This is a genomic window from Pseudonocardia sp. EV170527-09 (assembly GCF_008369905.1).
Lineage (GTDB): Bacteria > Actinomycetota > Actinomycetes > Mycobacteriales > Pseudonocardiaceae > Pseudonocardia.
Genome location: NZ_VRMC01000707.1, coordinates 1 through 229 on the forward strand (window position 1 = coordinate 1; position 229 = coordinate 229).

At 61.1% G+C, this 229-nt stretch carries 1 protein-coding gene; it reads right to left on the reverse strand.

Annotated elements, in window-relative coordinates:
* On the reverse strand, positions 1-203 hold a 203-nt coding region (locus tag FVA95_RS30550; RefSeq protein ID WP_161992563.1), incomplete at its 3' end, for a MucR family transcriptional regulator.
* Between the last annotated feature and the right edge of the window lie 26 nt (positions 204-229).

Genomic DNA, 229 nt, shown 5'->3' on the forward strand with positions numbered 1-229 from the left:
AACGAAATCAGGGCATCCGGCGTGATCGACTTGCGGATTTGGGCCGGGGTCGGCTTGTCCGCAACCTCGGGCGTCGCGGGCGGCGGCGACGCAAGCTTCAGGAGCGCTTCATGTACGCCAGCCAGAAGCGCCGGCAATTCCCCGACCGGTACTGAATTATTCGAGACATAGGCGGACACGATATCCGACGCTTGCTCGATCAAGCTCTCGTAGGGGACTGCTGTGGTAT